This is a genomic window from Pleionea mediterranea, assembly GCF_003148745.1.
GTDB lineage: Bacteria > Pseudomonadota > Gammaproteobacteria > Enterobacterales > Kangiellaceae > Pleionea > Pleionea mediterranea.
Map to the genome: position 1 here is coordinate 19,564 of NZ_QGGU01000011.1, position 23,316 is coordinate 42,879.

At 42.4% G+C, this 23,316-nt stretch carries 20 protein-coding genes; 10 read left to right on the top strand and 10 right to left on the bottom strand.

Features of this window, described 5'->3' with window-relative positions:
- The gene (locus C8D97_RS14530; protein WP_109764524.1) at window positions 1-666 is read right to left on the bottom strand and encodes a DUF2799 domain-containing protein; all 666 of its coding nucleotides are present in this window, start codon (window positions 664-666) and stop codon (window positions 1-3) included.
- Window positions 667-914: 248 nt separating this feature from the next.
- Here C8D97_RS14530 and C8D97_RS14535 point away from each other — a divergent pair, with 248 nt between their 5' ends.
- The 3 genes from C8D97_RS14535 to C8D97_RS14545 all read left to right on the top strand — a co-directional run bounded on the left by C8D97_RS14535 (window position 915) and on the right by C8D97_RS14545 (window position 2,898).
- Window positions 915-1,856 (top strand): patatin-like phospholipase family protein, encoded by a 942-nt coding sequence (locus C8D97_RS14535; RefSeq protein WP_245411465.1) that lies wholly within the window; start codon window positions 915-917, stop codon window positions 1,854-1,856.
- A gap of 261 nt (window positions 1,857-2,117) precedes the next feature.
- Window positions 2,118-2,411: a hypothetical protein gene (locus C8D97_RS14540; protein ID WP_146196162.1), complete on the top strand. Its 294-nt coding sequence runs from the start codon at window positions 2,118-2,120 to the stop codon at window positions 2,409-2,411.
- Between the two features lie 109 nt (window positions 2,412-2,520).
- The gene (locus C8D97_RS14545) at window positions 2,521-2,898 is read left to right on the top strand and encodes a DUF2750 domain-containing protein (RefSeq protein ID WP_109764527.1); all 378 of its coding nucleotides are present in this window, start codon (window positions 2,521-2,523) and stop codon (window positions 2,896-2,898) included.
- A 16-nt stretch (window positions 2,899-2,914) separates the two neighbouring features.
- On the opposite strand, the gene C8D97_RS14550 is transcribed toward C8D97_RS14545, so the two are convergent.
- The 3 genes from C8D97_RS14550 to C8D97_RS14560 all read right to left on the bottom strand — a co-directional run bounded on the left by C8D97_RS14550 (window position 2,915) and on the right by C8D97_RS14560 (window position 7,987).
- Window positions 2,915-3,937 carry a LacI family DNA-binding transcriptional regulator gene (locus C8D97_RS14550; protein ID WP_109764528.1) on the bottom strand — a complete coding sequence of 341 codons (1,023 nt, stop codon included), beginning with the start codon at window positions 3,935-3,937 and terminating at the stop codon, window positions 2,915-2,917.
- A 211-nt stretch (window positions 3,938-4,148) separates the two neighbouring features.
- The gene (locus C8D97_RS14555) at window positions 4,149-6,584 is read right to left on the bottom strand and encodes a S9 family peptidase (RefSeq protein WP_109764529.1); all 2,436 of its coding nucleotides are present in this window, start codon (window positions 6,582-6,584) and stop codon (window positions 4,149-4,151) included.
- A 110-nt stretch (window positions 6,585-6,694) separates the two neighbouring features.
- Window positions 6,695-7,987 carry a diguanylate cyclase gene (locus C8D97_RS14560; RefSeq protein ID WP_170115267.1) on the bottom strand — a complete coding sequence of 431 codons (1,293 nt, stop codon included), beginning with the start codon at window positions 7,985-7,987 and terminating at the stop codon, window positions 6,695-6,697.
- 129 nt (window positions 7,988-8,116) lie between these two features.
- Here C8D97_RS14560 and C8D97_RS14565 point away from each other — a divergent pair, with 129 nt between their 5' ends.
- Window positions 8,117-9,223, top strand: a complete 1,107-nt coding sequence (locus tag C8D97_RS14565; RefSeq protein ID WP_109764531.1) for a BPSS1780 family membrane protein — start codon at window positions 8,117-8,119, stop codon at window positions 9,221-9,223.
- A gap of 112 nt (window positions 9,224-9,335) precedes the next feature.
- On the opposite strand, the gene C8D97_RS14570 is transcribed toward C8D97_RS14565, so the two are convergent.
- The gene (locus C8D97_RS14570; RefSeq protein WP_109764532.1) at window positions 9,336-10,025 is read right to left on the bottom strand and encodes an SDR family oxidoreductase; all 690 of its coding nucleotides are present in this window, start codon (window positions 10,023-10,025) and stop codon (window positions 9,336-9,338) included.
- Window positions 10,026-10,351: 326 nt separating this feature from the next.
- On the opposite strand from C8D97_RS14570, the gene C8D97_RS14575 reads away from it, so the two are divergent.
- Window positions 10,352-12,031: a GGDEF domain-containing protein gene (locus C8D97_RS14575; protein ID WP_170115268.1), complete on the top strand. Its 1,680-nt coding sequence runs from the start codon at window positions 10,352-10,354 to the stop codon at window positions 12,029-12,031.
- A gap of 22 nt (window positions 12,032-12,053) precedes the next feature.
- Here C8D97_RS14575 and C8D97_RS14580 read toward each other — a convergent pair whose 3' ends face one another.
- From C8D97_RS14580 to C8D97_RS14595, 4 genes are all read right to left on the bottom strand, one after another.
- Complete coding sequence (locus C8D97_RS14580; protein ID WP_109764534.1) at window positions 12,054-12,791, bottom strand: hypothetical protein; 738 nt, start codon at window positions 12,789-12,791, stop codon at window positions 12,054-12,056.
- Window positions 12,792-13,004: 213 nt separating this feature from the next.
- Window positions 13,005-14,693: a TIGR03545 family protein gene (locus tag C8D97_RS14585; protein WP_109764535.1), complete on the bottom strand. Its 1,689-nt coding sequence runs from the start codon at window positions 14,691-14,693 to the stop codon at window positions 13,005-13,007.
- Window positions 14,694-14,700: 7 nt separating this feature from the next.
- Window positions 14,701-15,204: a TIGR03546 family protein gene (locus C8D97_RS14590; RefSeq protein ID WP_109764536.1), complete on the bottom strand. Its 504-nt coding sequence runs from the start codon at window positions 15,202-15,204 to the stop codon at window positions 14,701-14,703.
- A gap of 292 nt (window positions 15,205-15,496) precedes the next feature.
- Window positions 15,497-16,165, bottom strand: coding sequence for a TorF family putative porin (locus C8D97_RS14595; RefSeq protein WP_109764537.1), 669 nt, complete (start codon window positions 16,163-16,165; stop codon window positions 15,497-15,499).
- 288 nt (window positions 16,166-16,453) lie between these two features.
- Here C8D97_RS14595 and egtB point away from each other — a divergent pair, with 288 nt between their 5' ends.
- Window positions 16,454-17,746 carry an ergothioneine biosynthesis protein EgtB gene (gene egtB, locus C8D97_RS14600; protein WP_109764538.1) on the top strand — a complete coding sequence of 431 codons (1,293 nt, stop codon included), beginning with the start codon at window positions 16,454-16,456 and terminating at the stop codon, window positions 17,744-17,746.
- A gap of 11 nt (window positions 17,747-17,757) precedes the next feature.
- Complete coding sequence (gene egtD, locus C8D97_RS14605) at window positions 17,758-18,732, top strand: L-histidine N(alpha)-methyltransferase (RefSeq protein ID WP_210204961.1); 975 nt, start codon at window positions 17,758-17,760, stop codon at window positions 18,730-18,732.
- A 61-nt stretch (window positions 18,733-18,793) separates the two neighbouring features.
- Here egtD and C8D97_RS14610 read toward each other — a convergent pair whose 3' ends face one another.
- Window positions 18,794-19,702, bottom strand: a complete 909-nt coding sequence (locus tag C8D97_RS14610; RefSeq protein WP_109764539.1) for a transcriptional regulator GcvA — start codon at window positions 19,700-19,702, stop codon at window positions 18,794-18,796.
- A 259-nt stretch (window positions 19,703-19,961) separates the two neighbouring features.
- Here C8D97_RS14610 and C8D97_RS14615 point away from each other — a divergent pair, with 259 nt between their 5' ends.
- From C8D97_RS14615 to C8D97_RS14625, 3 genes are all read left to right on the top strand, one after another.
- Complete coding sequence (locus tag C8D97_RS14615) at window positions 19,962-20,243, top strand: hypothetical protein (protein WP_109764540.1); 282 nt, start codon at window positions 19,962-19,964, stop codon at window positions 20,241-20,243.
- A gap of 243 nt (window positions 20,244-20,486) precedes the next feature.
- Entirely contained in the window at window positions 20,487-21,422 is a 936-nt protein-coding gene (locus tag C8D97_RS14620) for an arginine deiminase-related protein (protein WP_109764541.1), read from the top strand.
- 105 nt (window positions 21,423-21,527) lie between these two features.
- Window positions 21,528-23,300 (top strand): protein kinase domain-containing protein, encoded by a 1,773-nt coding sequence (locus C8D97_RS14625; RefSeq protein WP_109764542.1) that lies wholly within the window; start codon window positions 21,528-21,530, stop codon window positions 23,298-23,300.
- Window positions 23,301-23,316: the final 16 nt, after the last annotated feature.

Sequence of the window (23,316 nt, forward strand, 5' to 3'; positions counted from 1 at the left end):
TTACTGATGTTTAAGACGATGGCGTGTTTCCAGTCGATCCAGTTGACGCTTTAACCGTCGTAGCTGTCGATCATTTTGATGCAATCGATGCTCTTTTTCTTCCACTAATGTCGCCAGCCGTTTGTTTTGCTCAATTAATTCCCTGCGCAGTTTTTCTGATGTAGAGCTGGCAACAATCACCTGCTCATTACTTTCGATTTCACCGCTCAGCTCGTCGCGTTCCTGCCATAAAAGAGAGCGTTCATTCTCAAGATCCGTCACCTGTTTTGCCAGATGATACACTCGTTTGCCTTCCCGGTAGGCAACTAAAAACTCAGCTTCAAACTCTGATGGGCATACACCATTGTAGCTGGCGCCACGACGTCCAACCGAATACCCAACATTTGCATTACAGTAACGGGAAACCCCTTCCTGATGCCCCTGCCGATACGCGTCAAAATCAGGTGCAATGCCGTATTCCGCACAGGATTCCCGATGCTCCCCTATGCGTTGCAGTAGACGTCCTTTGGCCCCATCTTCAAATCCAATAGTACGCCAGTCGGCAGCCATGCACTCCTCTTTGGACAGGCTGGCACAGCCGGTCAAAAAAAGACCGGATACACACCAGACAATACTTTTAATCGCCATTGAACGCATACTCTCACTCATAGATTTATTTCCTGACATTACTTTCTCACCTGATACTAGCTCTTACCTGTTATTAGTTCTTAACTAATACGGGTTTTCACTCAATACTCGTCCAGGTATTACCCAACAATAGTTTTTATAACCCCTGATATTCATTTGGGGCTAAATAGCCTAAATTGAAGCTTAGCAGCTCAGCATGAACAACAGCTGAAAGCGGATACAAAGCCAACGGCCGTCACACCCATAACAATAGCAGCTTTTCCCCGTTTCAGCCGGATGATAAAGTATTGTCAGGTAGAAAAAATGAAAATAAACGCATGAAGAAAAAAATAGGATTGGCACTTGGCAGCGGTGCTGCCAGAGGAATTTGTCACTTTGGTGTGATTCGAGCCCTGGAAGAACAAAATATTCGCCCGGATGTTATTTGTGGTACATCGGTGGGAGCTTTAGTGGGTGCAGCCTATGTGACCGGGCATTTGTCGGCGCTTGAAGACTGGTTTTGCGAACAGACCTCTCGCAAAATGCTCAGTCATCTGGATATCAATTTATTTGCGACGGGTGGCATTGCCGATGGCGAAAAATTTATTCACTTTTTAAAAACAAAATACGGCGACTACAAAATTGAAGACTTACCCATTCCATTTGCGGCAATCACCTGTGACATGAGCTCTGGAAAAGAAGTTTGGCTTACCGAAGGCTCCATATGGGATGCCGTTCGTGCATCAGGCGCCTACCCAGGTTTGCTAAGCCCGGTGAGACGTGAAAACCAATGGCTGCTCGATGGCGGAATTGTCAATCCGGTACCGGTTTCTGTCTGCCGTGCGCTAGGGGCAACTCATGTGATCGGTGTAAACTTAAATCACGACATACTCTCGCCCAAAGAGCAGAAAGATAAAGAAAAGTCCGGATTGCTTAATCTGGATAATACGGTGCTGGGCAAAGTACGCGACAGATTAAAGCAGTCTTTAACGGATCGTTTTTCGTTTAATCCAAAACCAAAAGAATACGCCCCCGGAATTCTTGATGTTATTTCCTGCACCGTCAATATTATGCAAGATAGAATTACTCGCAGCCGACTGGCCGGCGACCCGGCGGATGTTATTTTTAATCCCAGACTATCCCACATTGGTTTTCTTGAAACAGAAAAAGCCATCGACATCATTGAAGAAGGCAAAAAGTGCGTTTTACGAAATGCCGAACAACTTGCCCACTTGCATGATGACGATTAACCGGAAGCTTACGCAATGATGTCAATTAATCCTTCTATAGATTCTCTAACATTAAAATCTAAAATGTTATCCCCCCAAGCTTCAAACACAAACTTCAAAAGCCGCCCCAATCTTTATTCCCAGCGGTATTTTTTTATAGTGTTCGTTCTAAGTTTGCTAACACTTGTGCCCAGTTATACTTTGGCAAGTACTTATGAAGTCAATGCTAACGAAGTAAAGCCAACCCAAAATAAAACTAATCAAAACAACAAAGATATCAGCATGATCGGAACATGGTGTGGTCAATGGGATGGGATTTATAAGACTTGTTTGACCATCGAAGCAACTAACCATGGATTTAAAGCGCACTATCAGTGGCAAGAACATAAAAATGGCGGCTTTCATAAAAAACAATTAAAAGGAAAACAGCTGAACATAAACACCATCAACTTTGAAGGAAAGTTATTCGCCATCAACTTACAAGATCACAATAAAGCCACCGCTTTTGGTATTTTTCAACAACACACCCGCGTGGCCCAGCTCAGTCGACAAATGGAAGACTCGCCTTCAAACTAGGTCTTGCGGTTATTTCATGTTTAGCAATCGTTGTGCATTCAATACATTGCTTTATAATTCCTGTAACGAACGGAAAATTAAGCAATATAATAAAGTGTGAGCCAATACTATGACCCAACTGACAAGTGACATTGACCATAACTATCAGGTGTTTCTACAACAGGCGATCGATCAAGGTGTGGTTTGGGCTTTGATCACCGGCGATCTGGATAAGGGAACGGCTGAATTTGCACTGACAGGCTCTGCAGACAATGACAATATCGATGTTATGCCGTTTTTTTCCCATGAAGATTTTGCTCAGGCTCTTTGCAGTGATGAATGGTCGATTTATCAACCTCACCCTATCGATCTGGATGACTTTATCGATAACTGGTTGCCCGGAATGCAAAAAGATAGCTTGCTGGTAGGCGTTAACTGGAACTCGGAACTGGAAGGTCTAGAATCGGAACCTTTGGAATTGTCACTAGAGCTTCTGGAAACCGATTAAAGTTTGTTAAGCAGTATTAATTCGTCGAAGACTGTCGAACAATCAACTTGGCCGGTAATAACTGACTTGAAACCGGCTTGTTATTAATCAGTGCCACCAACGCTTCTACCAGCATACTACCGGCAAGTTTGGTGTCCTGTTGCACGGTTGTTAATGCTGGCCGGGTAAATTCCGACAGTGGAATATTATCGTAACCCACCACGGCAACCTGCTCCGGTATTTTAACGCCTTTATCCCGCAATGCTTTCATGGCACCAACCGCAATTAAATCACTGGCACAGAAAATGGCATCAAAAGACTGCTGCATAGCCATTAATTGCAGCGCACCAGCATATCCTGATTGCTCGGTGGTTATCGCATCAACCTGTAATGATTGTTTTACCTCTATTCCGGCATCTTGCTGCGCCTGACAACAGCCTTTGTATCGGTCAAAAAACTCAGGACAACGATCAGAAGCGCCACCAATAAAAGCAATATTTTTGCGCCCTTGCTGAATCAAATGTTTGGCAACATCGTAACCACCGGTAAAGTTATCACAGGCAATGGTAATGCCTGGCTGTGCATCGCTGGATGCGCCCCACAGTACAAAACGGGTTTCATTTTCCTGCAGTTGGTCCAGCTTGCCTTTGTAGTCGGTATAGTCGCCATAACCCAGCAAAATAATGCCATCAGCTTTATGAGTGTCTTCGTACTCGGCGTGCCAGTCCTCTTCCAGTCTTTGAAACGACACCAGCAAATCGTAACCATTGTCTTTACAGGCTCGAGTAATGCTGCCAAGCATCGATAAAAAGAATGGGTTAATCTGAGATTCATCACTGGTGGGATCTTCAAACAATAACAAAGCCAGGGTATCGGAATGTTGCGAACGCAGATTGCTGGCGTTTTTATCGACCTTGTAATTCAGCTGCTTCGCTATTTGTTTGATGCGCTCACGGGTTTCCGGGTTAACCAGCGGGCTGTCTCTAAGCGCCCGAGACACGGTAGACTGAGAGACTCCGGCCTGATGGGCGATATCGAATGATGTGGCTTTACTTTTCATAACAACAGAAACCTGCGGGCAACCAGAAGCCATTAATGGCGATCAGAAGTATTAGAGCATGTTGTGCTTAATATACCGGAAGCTTGCAATTGAGAAAAGCCAGCATTCTGCTGTATAGAAATGATCACCTTTATGAACACACCAATAAAAAAGCCGGTAACTTTGGATGTTACCGGCTTTAAATGAATTTTAAACCAATTCGCTTAGGCTTCTATTTAAGATTGTCTTCAAACAACATTAAAATACGAGTGTATTCATCAAGCCAACTGCTGGGCTCACGAAAACCATGAGGCTCAACGGGATAAATCGCCGTTTCAAACAAAGGTGTCTTTTCGAGTTCTATCAAGCGCTGCACCAGCCGTACCGAATCTTTAAAGAACACATTGTCATCAACCATTCCGTGTGCAATTAATAAAGGATCGCTTAATCCTTCTGCATACTCGATAGGCGAACTGATATTATAGGCTTCCGGATCCACCTCAGGCGTGTTCAAAATATTGGAAGTGTAACCATGATTGTAACTGGACCAGTCGGTTACCGGTCTTAAAGATGCCCCAGCGGCAAATTCGCCCGGCGCATTAAACAGTGCCATAAAGGTCATAAAACCGCCGTAAGAACCGCCGTAGATCCCCACCTTATCGGCTTCGACGTTTGCATTTTTTAACAGCCACTGTTTACCATCAAGTAAATCTTCAAGTTCCGGCGTACCCATTTGACGATAAATAGCCGTTCGCCAGTCTCTGCCATAACCTTTGGAAGCTCGGTAATCCATATCCAGCACCACATAGCCCATGCGAGTCAGCAAACTGTGAAACATAAACTCTCTAAAATAACCCGACCATCCCTGATGCGCATTTTGTAAATAGCCAGCACCGTGCACAAACATGACTGCGGGGTATTTATCCGCTCGTTGCTTATCAAAATTTTCTGGCAGATAAAGCCTTGAGTAAATCGGCTCATCAGTATGGGAAGAAGGCACTTCAATAATATCAGGCTTTGTCCACTGAATGGACTTAAATGCATTACTCACTGTATTGGTCAATTGCCGTGCATCATCAACAGTTACAGATTTAACATACAGTTCTTGTGGCTTAGTGACTGTAGAATGAGTGATCAATAGCTGGGACTCATCGGGCGACAAAACGTAGTCATTATTACCACCCAAGTCCGTAACTGCCTCGTTTTTGCCTGATGCTAGCTCCACCCGATAAACTTCATGTATGCCAGGGTGTTTTTTATTCGCACGATAATAAATATAAGCATCGTCGTGTGTCAGGGTTAAATCACTGACTTCAAATTTGCCTTTTGTTAGGGCTTTAATGCGTTTGTTTTTCTTTTTCAGATAAAGATGAGAGTAGCCTGAATGTTCGGAAAGAAAATAAAAGTCATTATGATTATTGAGCCAACCCATCTGATTAAATGTCCAGTCGTTTACCCAGGCGTTATCGGTTAAACGATGCAGTGTTTCGAGTGTTTTATTGTTGAAGTTAACGCGGGCTAACCAACGATCTTTATTGTCATAGGCATAGAGTTTTAATGCTAGCTCTTTACCGTCCTGGCTCCACTCAACACCATTACCGCCCCAGCCGTGTATATAAATGGCTCTTGGTGATGAGTCTTTTTTGAAAGCTTCATTATTACGCTCGGCGGCTTTCTTTTTTAGTGCTGCCAGCGGATCGCGATCAATACCTTCAAACTTTTCTTTATTTAATTCAAATTTCTTTTCAGACTTTAAATCTAATAAGTAAAAGCGCTGGTTAACCGGTTTACGCTGACCGACCAACGTTCTGACTGTTTCATTTTCAACGTAACCATCGTCGGTGACAAAGCGGGGCATATTATCTTGCTCGCCTTCGCCCGACTGTTCATCACTCACGGCAGCAAAAATATATTCACCAGAAGGTGACAAAGATAAATTATCCAGATCGATTTTTTTACCCAGATAAAAGGTTTTTGCTTTGATAAACTGGTTGGCTTTTTCTTGCTGCTCACGTTGCTGCTTTTTGAACTGCCGTTCATCCTGCTGAGTTTTAATGTAATCAAACAAACGTCGTTGTTGAGCGCCTAAAAAATCACTCGGCTCTTTCCAGTCTTCGGGCTCTTCCGCCAGCTTTACCTCAGCCAGTTGAGCCAAACGGCCGGTCATCATATCGTAGGCAAAAAAACTATTGTCGCGACGGAAACTGATGCGTCCATCACTCATAAAGTTCACCTGTGATTCACGGGTTAAGGTTTGCGTAACGGGATAAATATCGCCGGTCTGCAAGTTTTTCACAAACACATCACCACGGAACAGATAGGCTTTTAATGTTCGATTGGCGTTTAAATCTCCATTATCACGATCTATCGTATCAAGTTCTTCATTAGCAACAACTTGAGGCTTACCACCCGATAAAGCAACACTCATTAACTGTTGCGATTGATGCCCTTTAATTTTCTGCTGAAACAGCACTGTTTTACCATCGTCCGACCAGTAAGGCGATTGCGGAGAACGCCCCATCCAGTCCGGATCCGACATTACCTGTTTGAGAGTCAATTCGGTTTTAGCTTCTGAAGCCTGCAGACCGGTTGCGGCAAAGGTAGCGGCTATAGCGCCAAGCAATAATCGACACACCCCGGATTGAAGCAAATGAGAGTTATGAATCATAATCGAACACCCTGTTTATTTTCACATTATTTTGCAAGCTATATTAACAGCCAACACATTAGGGTCAAAAGTGGAGTTTGTAACAAGAATTCAAATTATTGCGGTTTAACTCATTCAGGTGAGGCCACGGCACGAAAAATCACTTTATTTCGTCCGGTGTCTTTGGCTTCGTACACAGCTTCATCGGCAGCGGTAAATAAATCGGAAAAGTCTGCCTGGTTACCACCTTCAAGACAGGTAATCCCAAAACTACCAGTGACATCAAGTCGAGCAGGTCGGGTTTTTAATAACAGCAAACGTAATTCTTCAGCTTTTTTAATCACACCCTCGGCGCTGCAATGAGGCAAAATTAATAAGAATTCTTCACCACCCAGCCGAATCGCCATATCTTCCTTACGACAGACAGACTTAAGTATATCGGCCACTTCACGCAACACCTGATCCCCTCGATCATGGCCATGGGTATCATTGATCGCTTTAAAATGATCCAGATCAACCACCATCAAACTAAGATCCGTTTTGTGCCGCATCGCTTCGGCAAGACGCTTTGGTGCAAACTCAACCAAAAAATGACGGTTATACAAAGCAGTCAATTGATCGGTCATAGCCATATTGCGCAATTGCTCACGTTGCTCTTCCACTCTATCGAACAATTTTTTTTGCGTAATCAGGTTATTGGCTCGTACAACGAGCTCTTCTTCAACCACTGGCTTCGCCACATAATCATTGGCGCCTTTTTTTAAAATTTCGATACGGCGTTCAACATCAGTTTGTGCCGATATCACCATTACCGGCGTGCGCGCCCGTTTCCCCCCCATCTGACGAATCGCCAGTAACGTATCGAGGCCGGTTAATTTTCCGTCAAGAAAATAGTCCGCGATAACCAGATCAAAATGGTTATCTGCAATCAACGCCATAGCCTCTTCACCATTTGTACAAGAAATGCATTCTGAACCAGAAGCCTCAATCATGCTGCAAATTATCGCTGTCATTGTCCTGTCATCATCAATGAATAGAACCTTGCCAGACATTTGTTGATAATCCACATCAGAGTCTGCCAACTCACGGATAAAAGTTTCCAGCTCAACTGTATTTGCACGAGGAATAATTCGGGTGATACCTGCGGACAAGGCATCGTTTAGTATGGTGCGTCTGTCTTCTGTGGTCAGTAAAATAACACTGGTTTTGGTGTTATTCGTACGTTTAAGATGCCGGGCAATATCAACACCACTGCCTTCCTTTAAAGAATAACTGGTGAATACGCAGTCATATTCCGCTTTATCCACTTCAGACATGGCGCTGGCTAAGGAGGCTACAAACTCTGGATAAAGATCACAGGCTCGAAACATAGCATTTAAAATAATCTGCTGTACTCGGGATGGCTCTAATACCAAAATCTTCATGCAAACCCTACTAATAACAAAATACGATCTAGCTCTATTATAGACAGTGCAAAGCACAAGTAAATAAATGCCCATTGCACTTATTGATTGCATTTCATAGACTAACTGCAAACAACAAGGACACTTATTATGCCATCAACCAGCCCTTATCAGTCACCGCAATCAACTCTTAATCAAAATATCTCAATATCCGACTCGAATGTTGTGATCAAACGTTTACCGGCTATGCGAGGCATTCACTGGTTTTTTGATGGCTTCCGTCGGGTGTTTAAATCACCTTTTCGCTGGTCTGCCATTGGCTTTATTAATTTTCTAATGTTGGTTGTTTTTGCAATATTTTCATTGATTCCTTTGTTAGGCACATTCATCCCCTATTTATTTTATCCGGTTATTGTCGCAGGATTTATGTACGCCGCGTTTAAACAAGATAGCAACGAGCTTAGTGTCACCCAGTTATTTGCAGGCTTTTCCCAACAGACCGGTCAGCTATTTTTAAGTGGCGCACTTTACCTCGCTATGATGGTCGGCGTATTTATCGTCGTGTTTGGTTTAATGTTTGTGGTTGGCTTTACTCTGTTCTCTGGTGGCAACACTTCGGATTTTGGCTCTGCCATGCTAATGGCTCTATTGGCAGGGTTATTATTTCTGGGATTAATGTTGCCCGCTATTATGGCAATCTGGTTTGTCCCTGCTCTGATCATATTATTAAAAGTCGATGCCATCGAATCCATCAAACTCAGCTTTAAGGGCTGTTTAAGAAATTTTTTACCTTACTTACTGTACAGTCTTGTTGCGCTCGTTTTAATTATGATCTTTGTGGCGTTAATCGTCGGTCTGTTTACCAGCTTTAACTTACAAGGTACTCAACCACAAAACTATCCAATGGAGCTCTGGTTTATCATAGGTGGACTTTACTTTTTAATGGCGGTATACGGCGCGCCAATTGTATTTTGCAGCATCTACAGCTCGTTTGATGATATTTACCATCTACAACAAGATGCGATTGATAACGAAGCAGTAAATGAAAGAGGGGTTGCAACTGAAAGCGCTAAAACAGAGACGGATAGTTCAGAGGTTGTTAATTCAGAGGTTGTTAATTCAGAAGTTGTCAATCCAGAAACTGATAATCAAGAAACAGCAAATACGAAAAGCCATCAATCCGAAAGCTCGCAAAACGATAACGATAACGATAACGATAACGATAACAACGATGACTCACCGATTGAGCGTAAATAATTAAGAGTAAAAAAATACCGGAAAGCCGTAAGTGCAGCTTTCCGGTATTTCAATTACTTAGATTCAATAAATACACTGTTGTTTAGCATGCTGTTATTTACCAAACTGTTGTTTACCAAGCTATCGATTTGCCCTGATAATCCTTAAAGCTACCACTGCTATTACTGTCGAGTTCAGCAATAACACTTCTTAACCCCGTTATACTCTCTTCAGGCTCAATAAGACCATTTGGTCCGCCCATATCAGTCCGCACCCAACCAGGATGCAGGGCTATCACGGACAAGCCCTCATCTGCATAATCAATGGCTAAAGACTTTATAGCGGCATTCAGAGCAGCCTTGGATGAACGATAAATATAACTGCGTCCAGAACCATTATCACCAATGCTGCCCATTTTACTGGTAAAAAAAGCAACTTTTGCTGACGTCGCTTTTTTCAACGAGGGCAAAAACGCTCGAGTAAGTAATATTGGCGCAATGGCATTCACCTGTACTGTATTGAGCCAGTCCTGCTGCTCACAGTTTTCCAATGACTGAGGTGTTTGCCCATAATAACCAGCATTATTGATTAAACAATCCAATGCTAGGTCATGGTATTTTTCTGAAAGCTGTTGCACTTCACTCTCATTGACTATGTCGAGTTGCTCAATAACCAGCGCCGGAAACTGCTTTTGCAAAGCCAATAACTGTGTCGCCTGCCCGGGTGCCCGACAGCAGGCAATCACCCGATCCCCCTGCGTCAGATATTGACGGCAAAATTCCAGCCCTAATCCTCGGTTTGCACCGGTAATTAAAATATTCAACCTATTAGACTCCTGTTTATTCAACGACTAATGCATCCTGTTATTTTACGCATAACTCTCTACTTTGATGCATTTCCAGAAAACGAACAGCGCCGGACAACTTGATTTAAACCTGATACTATAATTGAAGTAACACTAATTAAAGTAACACTGTTTGATTGACATTATAAAAGTGCGCAAAATTTAATTCAGAGCGCCATGGAACAAGACTTTTTTCGGGTATTTTTACTATGCTACGCACCCCATTACTAAAACAAGATAGACCAATTGAGTCAAGCCTTGGGCCGGCTCGAGTAATACTTATAAGTCTTTTCGTATGGCTTTGCATGATTGTTAGCAGCATGAGCTTTGCCAGTGCTCCCATTGCACTTGAAGGCGATGCCATATTAATTGATCAATTGCCAAGTGATGTAACAGGTTACTGGCAAGAATGTCAGCATGCCAGCACCACACCCATGCAGGACTCGTTATCCTGTGACAGATCGGCTCAACCACAAACGGATGTAAACTCCACTAATGCCTATCGTCTGCAATCACTGCAACTGCGTTTTATTCTCGACGAATCAATTAAATCTTTGTATCCGGGGATTATCATAGAAGAAATACAGGGCGCTGATGAACTTTATTTGAATGGCGAACTGATTAATTCAACGGGTAGTTTTCCACCTCGCTACGAAAACGCATCCTATTACAGCCGATTTTATTTTTTACCTCCGGAAAAGCTATTATTTAACAAACCCAATACCTTAAGGCTATTAACCTACTCATCCGAAAATGACAATCAGCATCAGTACCTGACCATGACATTTCGATCCTTTGAAGACATATTAGCCAGATCGTTTAAAAAAGATTTAATGCTGAGCTTTGTTGCCGCATTACTGTTTATGATATGTATCTTGCAGCTTTACTACTTCCTCCGTATTCCGGGCAGTTATGATGCATTAGGATTAGCAGGTTTTAGTTTTTTGTCGGCAATGTTTATATTTTTAAACCATCATTTTGTGATCAAAATGGGCTTTGATACTAATAGCTTATTGCGCTGGAAATGCGTCGCCTTTATTTTTGCTCAACTGGCACTAAATTTTTACTTGTTCCATACCTATGAACTGAAAAAACATATACTTAATCGTTCCATTTTTGCGTTTTACTTAATCTTTGGTATCAGTGTTTTAATCTGGCCTTCAATATACCATTTACCGGAGTTTTATCACTGGTCAAAACTAACGGCTTTTATTCCACCTTTAGTGATTATTGGTTTAACCTTGTTTGTAAAACGCAGTGTTGTATCAAAGCCGCAAATATTTTTATTGGTATCACTGAGTATTTATCTAATATTTTTGTCACTGGACGTCACCCGTTACTCATGGATTGGTTTATTAGAATACCGCGAAAACACGACATTAATTATTGCATTAGTGGGCCTATCCGTAACCGCCGCTCTGGTATCCACAGAAAAGTATTGGGAATATTTTAAAGGCGCCACCTACGATCACCTTACCGGAACCTTGTTAAAAACCTCGTTTATTCGACGCCTATCAGAAGAAATGCAGCGGTGCCGACGAAGCGACTTTTGCTTGTTAGTTGCCGTTATTGATGTCGATCAATTTAAAGTGATTAACCAGAACTATGGTCACGATGTGGGTGATAAAGCACTGGTTATTTTATCAGCAACCCTGACCAGAGCATTACGTCAGTTTGATTTAATTTGTCGACTGAAAGATGATGAGTTTTGTGTTGCCGCTACCCTGCCCAATGGTGAAAACAATCAGGCCTTTTTATTACGACTGCATGAAGAAATCAACGCTGCGGCAATCACGCTGGAAAATAATGAAAAACTTAGCTTAAAAGCGACCACCGGTGCGGTAATTTATGACGCTAAACGACATGAAGCGCCAGAGATGTTGTTATTGGATGCAGAACATTCGGTAACGGAGGCAAAGATGAAGCAGCGCGGCAGCATTCACTGGTTCGACACCGAGAATCCACCGCTGCAGTTTATTTTTTAAAATAACTTTGCTTCACAATCAATTAAGAATCTCTCTGGCAAAGAGGATGCGCTTGTTCAGAATCTTCTATCATGTCGATGTTTTCATCATCCAGTAACTTTAATACCAGCGGATTAGAAACATCGGATACAAATCGAAACCCCAAAATCGCATTGGCCTGTTGCATTTCCATACTGCTGATACGCCCATCTATATCTCTTACCACAACCATAGACGGGTATATTTTTTTCAACTCTGTTTTTAGGTTTTCAAATAAAATGGCATCATTTGGTCGCAAATGAGGCGCCATCACATTAAATTGTTTTTCAATTTGAACTACACGTAAAGTGCCACGCCCCTTATTACTTGGCACGGCTCGAAAAGTAACAAACAGCCGACTTTTTGAGTTATTTTCAACTTCGCCAGTTAACGTCAATGATGTACAGATGGCTCGTACTTTATTTAACTCCGCCAAAACTTTATTATCGAACCGTTGATTACGAATTACGTAAGGCAAAATTTCCAGAAGCACATTACGATCAGCAATCAGCTTCTCGTTATAGTCGTAATAAACATCTTGCACACTTCGATCTTGCAGTTCTGTTTCAACAAATTTTTCATCGTAATAGTTAAGGTTAACATCTCGCCATTTTACCGACAAAGATTCGATCTCATCACCAATACAAACGTTTTCCATACAGCGAGCTCTGGCATCCATTGCCGCTGTCATAATGATAATAAATATACTTAACCAAATAAATGGTTTAGAAATCGGCCACATTGTTTCACTCCCGTTCCTACAAAATACGGTCTTTGATTAAAATACTCACTGCCCATGGTTTACGACGAATTGTCGCTCTAAATAACAAAAGCTCTCGCTGACAGTAACTCTTTTTGACATCAACTTTCATTGAAAGCGTCACTCAGCAATATAATCTTTCATTAAAATGAACAACTATGATCTGGGGCTAATGGTTAAACTCAACAATCATGATTATCCCATATCCAGTTCTGACAATTGCTTCTTCAATTGTTCATCAAACTGCAGTAAGCCAGATAACTTGTCTTCAATGGCAGCCTTTTGTTCGGCAACCTTTTGTTCAACCGACGCACGAACTTTCTGTTTCACAGCGTCTGCTTTCTGTTGAAGTTCCTGTTTTACCTTATTAAATAATAGCTTATCGAGATTGCTAGATAGATTAATTGTAGTCTGAGAATCGGTTTTTGTAACCTTTATATTCAAATCAATACGTTCTGCTTCATTTAATACATCGGTAAGCTGCCGTAAGGTATTATCGGCATTGGACAGGTCACTTTTTAATTTAAAATCAGTCAGTTGCGCATTAAAATCGAGGGTTACTGATGATTCTGAAGTGGCAATATCCAAATTCGCATTCATTAATGCTTCAGACAGGTTAATTTGCCCTTCAGATACACTCCAGTTCTCTATAGGCCATTGATTTAAATCAAATTTACCTGATACAGGATTATTGCTGTCCTGTTTATGCCGAACCTTTAACGATAAATTTCCAGACGCTTTTTGATGATCCGGTAACAACATTGCCATATTCAGTGACATGGGCAACCCGGGCAATAACTCACTGGCAATATTACTGGCTTCACCAGACAGCTGACCTTGTTGACCCGCCATTTGTAACAATCCAGAAATAGCCGTCTGCTTAATCCAGAGCGATGGTTTCACAGGCTCAGGGCCAAAAGCAATATCGACGCCTTCTCGAGGTTCAGCTGCTTTTTTGTCGGGATTCTTGTTGGATGATAAGGCTTTTAATCGGTCAACATTATCCAGCGCCAGATGCAACCAGTGAGCGGTGCTTTCACCCAAAAAACTGGAGGCTAAATGCTTGATACCCTCTGGCGATAAACTGGCAATCGACATCGCCAAATCCGTGTCTTTTCCTACTTGCTTTTGCAACGACTGCCAGTCATTTTTGATGCCTCCAATTCCGTCCGAAACCGACTGTTTAAACTCGGCGATCTTTTTACGATCGGCATCCACTTCTTTAAGCAGTTGCTTAATGTCTTTGGCAACCTTTAACTTTTCTAACGTATTGGCGTCTTTCAGTTTTGCCTGCAGCTTTTTGTACTCTGCTTGATGTTGTTCAATTCGCGCTTTATCAGGCAAAGATTCACGTTGTTGTTGCCATTGTTGCTTTTGCGTGGTTAATCGCTCAGAAAATTCACGGTACATTTCTGGCGATTGAATATTCACTTTTTGTAATAGCGCCTGAACATCTACCGACTTAGCTTTTGCAACCGCCCGTTTTGGCCAGTTAAAACCACTTTCTGTATCACTTGACTGAAACTTTTCTGCCGCCTGTTGTCGTGGCTGATTTAATTTAATGTTTAAAACGTCAAGTTTATCAACATGCAAATCACCTTTCAGTAATGATTGAATCGACAAATCAAACTGAAGTCGATCCAGCTCTATACGATTGCTCATAAGATCATCGGGATTGGCAATCGATAGACCTTCAAACAACAATCCGCCGGATAACCATCCAATACTTGAATCATTAAGCGCAACTGTTGCACCGTTGGCTTTACTTCCTTGTGACTCAACGATATTTTTTAGCCAATAATTAACCACCACGGTTGCCAACAACCAAACAACAACAGCAAAAACCGCAGCAATGATAATTCCAGATAATCGAAATATTTTCATAACACTCTCACGAAATTGACTGATAGTACTGGTAAAACTTGGAGGTTTTAACAACCTGAACAATATGCCAACGTTCCACACGATGCTTCAGATTTTCTCGATAAAACAACACCAGTTTTTTTGCTAAAACGACCAATGGAAACAACAACACAAGTGATAGCAGCAAACTGGAAATGGCCAGAGTATTATTAAGCGCTAACGATTGCCCAAAAGACGACTGCATAACCGAATGCCAAAGCGAATTAAGATCCGGATGAGTTAACAACCAAAAACCTAGCTGATTAAACAAAGGATCCAGCAGCCAGAACAGTGCTGGGAATATTGCACTAAAGACTAAAAAAGAAGTGAGATTGACACGAAAAAATGCAACAACTAATAATACTATCCATTTTGCCAAACTGAACACGGGCAACATGGAAAAACAAAAAGCCAGTGCTATCGCCCAGCCGATGGCTTGCGGTGATTCTTCCGAATTTAGTACCTTGAAGAGTTTGGCAAACACATTCCACATATCAAAACCTCCTTATTGGCTATCCTGATTGACTAATTGTAACAAAAACCAGATGAATTGCTTAATCGTTAACCGCTAATTTTAACATTGTAAGTTCATACGCACCGTGCAAGCTTCTGGATAGAAATTTTGTAATAAGTCCAGATAAAGCAAAAGGAGCGACATGGCTCCTTTTGCTTTATATAACTAAAATTGTATGAACCTGAAGCACAATGCACTCAACATCACAGCTCCAGATTACAATTGCCTGCATAAACCAGATAAGTATTTAACCAATCTGAGTATAGCAGAATTAAAACTGGTAACTGGCGTTTACAAATATGCGGCTATCCGCAATATCCGTTCCTTCTAAGTCGGTATCTGAGAAAGATAGCTTAAACTTGATCTCGCCAATGTGTGTCCAGGCATCAATACCAAAAACCGAATAACTTTCCCCGGCACTGTCATCAAGCGAGTAATTTCCTGCGTAAACGTCGGTTTTTATTACATCATGTAAGGGCAAGTGGAATCGGCCTTCGAGATAAGTCCCCGCATCACTGGTGCCATAATAATCATTAGTATGGCCAATTAACGCAGTAAAGAATTTTTTATAGCTTAATGAAAAATTGGCTTCCACATAATCGGAATCGCCATTTTCTTCGTCGGTAAACACCGAGTAAGCCAATTCACCTTTGTAACTAAAGTCTTTATTGATTTTGCCCTGATAGCCACCGGCAAACTCAAGTTCCATATTTCCGCCAAACCGAGACTCGACTTCGGAAGCAAAACCACGAACAAACCAACCCTTTGCAGGATGAAACTGCATACTGGCCTGAACAGCCGGATCTTCTCCCGACTGACTGATCCCACGATAAACATAATCGCTGGCAACACCCACTTTAAAGTCAAAAGGGGCGGCAAAAGCAGATTGAGATAGAAGACCTAACCCGAGTGCTGACAATATTAATGGTGTTTTTTTCATTGGAATTTGCTCCTGATATTTTTCACTTCATTATTAAGGCTTTATTTTATCGCAAGAATTGCTCTAATGAATAAAATTATGTCTCAAAATTTGTAATAATATTTTCACTGGCGACTCTATGCTGTTTCAGGGCACACTGTCTATGTTATTAAAGTTTATATTTAACTCAGGCTGTCAGTTATTATGATTACAAACAGCAGAATCCCTATTAGATTAACACTTTAACTATCAGGATTCTGTTGCATTTATTTGCACACACGATATGCTAACGATTGATTGGAATGCTCAATGACCAACACCATAGCTGCCAAATTTAAACAGCAACTCATGCAACGCTTTCAACAGTCTCGCCAACTCAGTGAAGACTTGTGTCAGCCACTTGAGACGGAAGACTATGGCTTACAGGCCGTTGCAGAAACCAGCCCTGCTAAATGGCATATTGCACACACCAGCTGGTTTTACGAAACCTTTTTACTAAAACCATTCCTGAATAACTTCAAACCTTTTCACGATCAATACGAGCACTTATTTAACTCTTACTATAACGCAATCGGTCAGCCGTTTTTACGGCCAAAACGCGGATTATTATCAAGACCAACGGTTAAACAGGTTTATCAATATCGCCAAACGGTTTCCCAGCAGGTGTTAACTTTACTGGATCAATCATCGTTTGAACAACGAGAACCCGATGAGCAAAAAACCATCATTGACCGTATTGAGCTGGGTATCCAGCACGAAAAGCAACATCAGGAATTATTTTTAACCGATCTCAAATATAATTTTTTTCAAAATCCTCTTTACCCGGCTTATCGCCAACCCTCAGCAACAGAACGCTTTTCACCTCAGTCCGTGATTAAACCTGACGCCATTAAATGGCAATCCATTGAGGCTGGCGTTTATCAATGCGGTCAATCATCCGAAGGCTTTGGTTTTGATAATGAACGCCCTGCGCACAACCAGTATCTTGAGACATCGCAACTGGCTTCTCGCCCCATCACCAATGGTGAATACCTTCAGTTTATTGCCGATAAAGGATACACCAACTCAATACTCTGGTTGTCCGATGGCTGGAGCTGGCTGCAACAAAACAACGTCTCTCACCCACTCTACTGGGTAGAATTAAAAGATGGCTGGTATGAATTTACCTTATTCGGCTTACAGCCATTACTGGAGCACGCTCCGGTATGTCATATTAATTATTATGAGGCCGATGCTTTTGCACGCTGGGCTGGCAACCGACTCGCCACCGAATTTGAGTGGGAAGTTTACGCTAGCCAGCGTATCAATGAACTCAACACTGACTTTGCTGAGCCTCCGCTTCACCCTTCAATCAATGCCCCGGACGATAGCGGAATATTCCATCAAACATGGCAATGGACACAGTCTAGTTACGCCCAATACCCTGGCTTTCAACCCAACGAAGGCGCTGTGGGCGAATACAATGGCAAATTTATGTGCAATCAGATGGTACTGCGCGGCGGCAGCTGTCTGTCACCTTCGCAGCATATACGACACACCTATCGTAATTTTTTCTACCCAACGGATCGTTGGCAAATGAGTGGACTTCGACTGGCAAAATAATAAGGTTAATTATGAATCAGGCCGTTAAAAAAGAACGTATTTATTACTATGAGCAACATAAAGTCATCGACACAATGCTCGACGATCTTCATCAGGGCTTATCAAAGCCTCAAAAGGCGTTATCGCCCAAATATTTTTATGATCAAACTGGCTCACAGTTGTTTGATCAAATTACCGAGTTGCCCGAGTACTACCCCACCCGTACCGAAATTGCCATATTAAAACAGCACGCATCGGAATTTGTCGACCTGCTGGGTAAAGACAGTATTTTACTGGAGCTCGGCAGTGGCAGTAGTTTAAAAATACGTATTTTGCTCGAAGCACTAAAACCAAAAATTTATGTGCCGATGGATATTTCAAAAGAGCATTTGATTGCTTCTGCGCAACAGCTGGCTGAAGACTACCCCTGGCTCGAAGTGCATGCTAACCGTGTCGATTACAGCCAAAGCTGGGAGATCCCTGACTTTGGTCCGGGTCGCTACAACGCCTTTTTCCCGGGTTCAAGCATTGGTAACTTCGATCCCGAAGATGCCTGCAAATTACTGTCACAAGTGGCAAAACTGGTGGGTAATAATGGCGGCTTACTGATTGGGGTAGATATGAAAAAAGACAGCCAAATTCTGGAGCAGGCCTACAATGACTCCGCTGGCGTCACTGCACAGTTTAACCTGAATGTACTAAATCACCTGAAGCAGCGCTTAAACGTAAAGGTTGAGCCGGAAAATTTTCAGCATAAAGCAATTTATAACCCAGAGCTGGGTCGCATCGAAATGCACTTGATCAGCCAGCAGGATCAAACCATCACCGTGGACGATCAGAGCTATACGCTCAAAAAAGGCGAAACCATACACACCGAAAGCTCTTACAAGTACTCAGTGGACGATTTCCATCAGCTGGTGGCTCGTGCCGGATTTAAACCGGAAAAAGTCTGGGTTGACGACGATCAGCTGTTCAGTATTCATTATCTTAAGGTTTCTAGATCTTAAGGTAACCAGATAACCTTAAGATAATAATTCCAACAAACCTTTAACTTTAACAAACAGGCTGCTAGAACAAAGACTCCATGGCCTGTTCCTGTGCGACTGTTTCCATGATCCAGTCGCGGAATGCCTTTATCTTGGGCCGTTCGGCCCATTCTTCCGGACAAACCAGATCGTACTTGTAATCACTCGGTAACACGATATCGAACGGACACATGAGACGCCCCGCTTCAATTTCCGGCTGTGCAAGCACATTATGACCTAAAGCAACCCCCTGACCATGAATAGCAGCCTGCATTACCATGCTGGAATGGGAAAATACCGGCCCTTTACGCAAATCAATCCCTTTTACACCAGCAAGCTTTAACCATTCACGCCATTCATAGGTAGTCGCGTCATGGAGCAACATATGATGACGAAGGTCATCGGGCTCCGTCAGAGGCTTTTCACCGTCAAGCAGTGCTGGTGAGCACATGGGTGTCAAAAACTCATTCAGCAGGGTTTCTGAGTACATTCCTGCGTAATCACCCTTTTCATAGTAAATAGCAACATCGATATCGTCCTGAAAAAAGTCCACTTCGCGATCAGTTGCCTTCAGTCGTACCTCAATATCTGGATAAAGTGCATTAAAACGAGTAAGCCTTGGCACTAACCAAACAATGGCAAATGTTGGTACCACACTGATGTTTAATGCGCCCGATGCACCCTGTGCTTTTAACTGCTCTGTTGCGGCAGCCAGTTTCTCAAATATATCGCGAATTTTAGGCCAATACTCCTGACCTTGGTCAGTTAGTAATAACTTACGGTTCTTCCTAATGAATAACTGGACTCCAAGAAAATCTTCAAGCCCTTTTATTTGATGTGAAACTGCGGCTTGTGTCACAAAAAGTTCATCCGCAGCTCGAGTAAATGATAAGTGCCTCGCAGCGGCTTCAAAAGCCCTTAAACTGTTCAGTGGGGGGAGTCTTCTTGCCATGGTTAATCAACCAGTCCATTCATTAGTTTATCTAATGCGAAACATTATAAATGATCGTTTGAATCTATGCACCCAAATCCATAATATACTTTCCGAACCCGAGAGATACGTTGAAGAGTTCATAAATCATGAAGTCATCGACAGGAAGTTATCTGCCGTACGGTGTTCGGAGTAACGGTTTCGTTGCTTTGAGAGGGTAAAGGTTTTGAATATTTGTTAGCGCATTTATCGAGACAATCGATGGAGTGAGGTAAGCACCATGACACAGTTTGCAAGAGTATTCGCCGCAGTTTTGATTTTCTCAGTCATGAGCATCAATACCCAGGCACAGGATTTTCAGCCAACAAGCTTTAAATCCAACATTGAGTTGCAGTTAACTCGTATTAAGGCAGAAGCTTTAGTCAGCGTTATATACGAATTGAAACAGCAGCTTAAAGAAACCAAACCCTTTTATATGGGTTTAACTGCCGAGTCAGAGGCAGCTTCAAAAAAACTGGCTCAACGTAACACGTTGAACAATTTGGAAGATTTAGCAGATTAATCCTCTGTGGAAAGAATTTGGGGATGGCGATTTCGGTCGACGTTCCTGAGTGAGTAGCTCAAATTTATCTGTCCCAACAGTGATTGATTAGCGCAGTCAGAGCACCTCCTACCCCTTTGGTCCTATCTGGCTCGACTTTTTGCTAATGCAAGGCCTGCTCTGCAGGCCTTTTTTTTGCCCGATGATCCACCGCGGTCAGAATGCTAATATAATGCCATAGCAATTATTCAACAGGCATTTACCATGTCACAGCAAACTCATACCACCAACAGCGCCGTCATGTGTCGTCCCTTTCATTTTGGGTTTAATGAACAAACCCACCAGGACAATGCGTTTCAACACAAGCCGGAAGGCACGGCATTAAAAGTTCAAAGTCAGGCATTTGATGAATTTGAATCGGCAGCCAAGCAATTATCCCAGGCTGGTATCAATATACTCATATTAGAGCACGAGCCTACACTAAAGGTACCCGACGCTGTTTTTCCGAATAACTGGTTTACTACCCACGCCGATGGTTCGGTGAAGCTGTACCCGATGAAAACAGAAAATAGGCGGCAGGAAGTAACACCCAAGCGGCTGAAAGATTTATTACTTGGCGCTGGTTACCGGGTGGACCAGATCGATCTCATTAATGACAGTGTTGGTTGCGAAGGCATTCTTGAAGGCACCGGCGCACTTGTTTTTGATCACCTTGCCAATAAAGCCTATGCCGCGATATCGGAACGCTGTGAAGAATCCTTGTTTATGGAATATTGTCGGCACTACAACTGGAGCCCTTTTACTTTTCAAGCCAAAGGTTCTACCGGCCAGCCCATTTACCACACCAATGTAATGCTAAGTGTGGGCCGTGAATTTGCGGTCGTGTGTGGCGCCAGTATTGCTGAGTCTCAGCGGAGTCAGGTATTGACTCAGTTACAGCAAAACCATTCCCACGTTATCGATATCTCGTTACAACAGGCCGAGTCCATGTTTTGTGCCAATATTCTGGAACTGCAAAATCAACAGGGTGATCCCATCATAACCATGTCCGAGACCGCCTTTAATGGTTTTACTTCCGAACAAAAAAACATACTGTCCTCTTGTGGCGACATAGTGGCCTGTAAAATTCCGACCATTGAACACATTGGCGGTGGCAGTATGCGCTGCATGTTAGCGGAAAACTTTTTACCAAAGATCTAGAGCGTGTTTATCTTTCGTTCTAAAGCCAGCTGATAAAATATGGCTCTGGCTGCAATTTTAAAAACACCTGCTAAACTTATCTAAAACCAATGAAAACAATAGATTATGGAAATAGCAGGTTATCGGCTGGAAGAAAAAATTGGCGAAGGAGGCATGTCGGAAGTTTACCGTGCCGAACAATTGTCACTTAAACGTACCGTTGCCATCAAATTCTTATCGGAACAGTTACTCAATCACTCCACTGCACAAGCTTTATTTGAAAACGAACCTTTAATAGTAGCAAGGCTGAATCATCCAAAGATCATTCATGTAATTGATAAAGGGATCACCCAGTCTGGTAAACCTTTTTTCGTAATGGAGTTTGTTGAAGGCGTCACACTGCATGATCTGGTGCAAGATAAAAAGATTCCTAACAGTCAAAAAGTGCAATACGCCATTCAAATATGCCGCGGTTTATCGTTTGCCCATAGAAATGGCATTGTTCATCGTGATATTAAACCCGCCAATATCATTATTGACAGTGAGAACAATGCCCGCATCCTTGATTTTGGCATCGCCAGTTTTTATACCGATGAACGCTTTGTGCAAAAAAGTGCAGCGCAAGTGATTGGAACAGAACGATATATGGCGCCAGAAGTAAAAGTCTCATCGAGTAACGCTAACTTACTAAGCGATCTCTATTCATTAGGCGTGTTAATGTTTGAAACCTTTTCTGAAAACTTTATTGATAACGCCACGCCGCAAAATATTGAACAATCGAGCATACCTAAGCCGATAAAGAAAATTATCTTAAGCTGCATTTCCGCCGATCCTGCTCAGCGACCAACATCCGCCTCGGTGATTGAAAATCAACTGCTGCACATTATCAAAGGTGCGCACTTAGCCCTCAGTCAAAAGGCCGCCGCCGAAAAAGAAGTGGCTTCCATCAGCAAAAACTTCACCTTGCTCGATGTTATTAGCGAAAATGAATTCAGTAAGGTCTATTTATATGAAAAGCAAAAATCCAGCGATTTACTGGCCATTAAAAAACGAAATCACGACACCAGTGGATTAAAAGAAGCAAAGTTGTTATCCAGCCTGAAGCATCAAAACATCATTAATATTTACGGCACCTCCAGCAATCGACGGGCATTTATTACCGTTATGGAGTATATGAACGCCGGTTCACTGGCTGAGCGGTTACTGCAACCCTTTTCATTTGATGAGTTTTTTAATGTGGCAGAAGGATTATTGGCGGGATTAAATTTTGCTCATCAAAATAGAATTTTACATGGCAACATACGACCATCAAATATATTGTTTTCACAGTCGGGAGAGGTAAAGCTTACCGACTTTGGTCTATCGGAACATTACCATCAACACGATAACTTTAATCTGGAGCACCTTGATCAAAAAAACTGGTATGTTCCAGAAAAAATGGAGCCCGTTTCGAATGCGTTTGATATTTTTTCACTGGGTGCCGTGTTTTATCACATGCTAACGGGAGAACCTATACAATGGAAAAATCGTCAGATTGCCTGGACTGAGCCCTACGGTAAACTGCCAAAAAAGATGCAGGAAATGCTGATTAAAATGATGGCACTGGCTCCCGAATTTCGCTACACAAGTATCAGTGAGGTGCAACACCGCTTAAGCCAACTTAAAAGCCTGTACGGCACTAAACAGCAAAAACGCTCAACCGGAATAAGCACCACCAACATCAAACAAAAAGCAAAAGCCTCGTTATCATTTATGCGCTGGTTTAAAAACCTGCTTTGGATAGTCGTGTTGGCGCTGGCCATTTTTTATGTTCAGGTTTACTTTTTTATGCCCGATATCAAGCAGTTTATCCATCAGACGCTTCGAGAATTTTTACTTTGGTGGGCCAGTCAGCTTTAGATCATTTAACTTTATA